The 520-nt window shown below is 51.0% G+C and carries 1 pseudogene; it reads right to left on the reverse strand.

From position 1 onward, the window contains the following. A pseudogene (locus tag A6V37_RS06915) lies at window positions 1-392 on the reverse strand (DEAD/DEAH box helicase); the annotation flags it as partial. Window positions 393-520: the final 128 nt, after the last annotated feature.

Consider the following 520-nt stretch of genomic DNA (forward strand, 5'->3'; position numbering starts at 1 on the left):
ATATACCGAAGGTGCACATGTAGCATATCCATGTAAGCCGAAAGGTATTTCGGCGCTTTAAATCGCGCTCTCGGCACCACAAGTTCAATCGGCCCGCGAATCAATTCAGGAAGTTTGAATGGGCGATTGTTTTCACGATGCCATTCTATGCGATCCTGACTCGTTCTGGCGAGGGAGGAGCCGCTTAGGCACATCACAACGAGCAGCGGGTAAAGACGTAAGCGTGACTCCGGTACAAAAGCGGGGAAGAGCTGCTCATTGATCCGGTTCATGATAGTGATGAACCGGTCGTAGCGGTCATTGCTTGCCACTTCTGCCGGTAGCAAGTTTTCGACATCACCAGCATCGGCACTGAAAAAATCAAGCAGCCGTTGAATGCCGATTGCGCTCACTCACGGCATCCGTGCAGCTACTTACAACTCGACTTCTATCTCTGGCGTGACGTCACCACGTGCTGTGTACAGCGTCTTGATATTTATAGCAGTGTGGCCGTACGTTAAACTAGCCACTTAACTCGCGA

Origin of the sequence: Paraburkholderia ginsengiterrae, assembly GCF_001645125.1 — a bacterium.
Lineage (GTDB): Bacteria > Pseudomonadota > Gammaproteobacteria > Burkholderiales > Burkholderiaceae > Paraburkholderia > Paraburkholderia ginsengiterrae.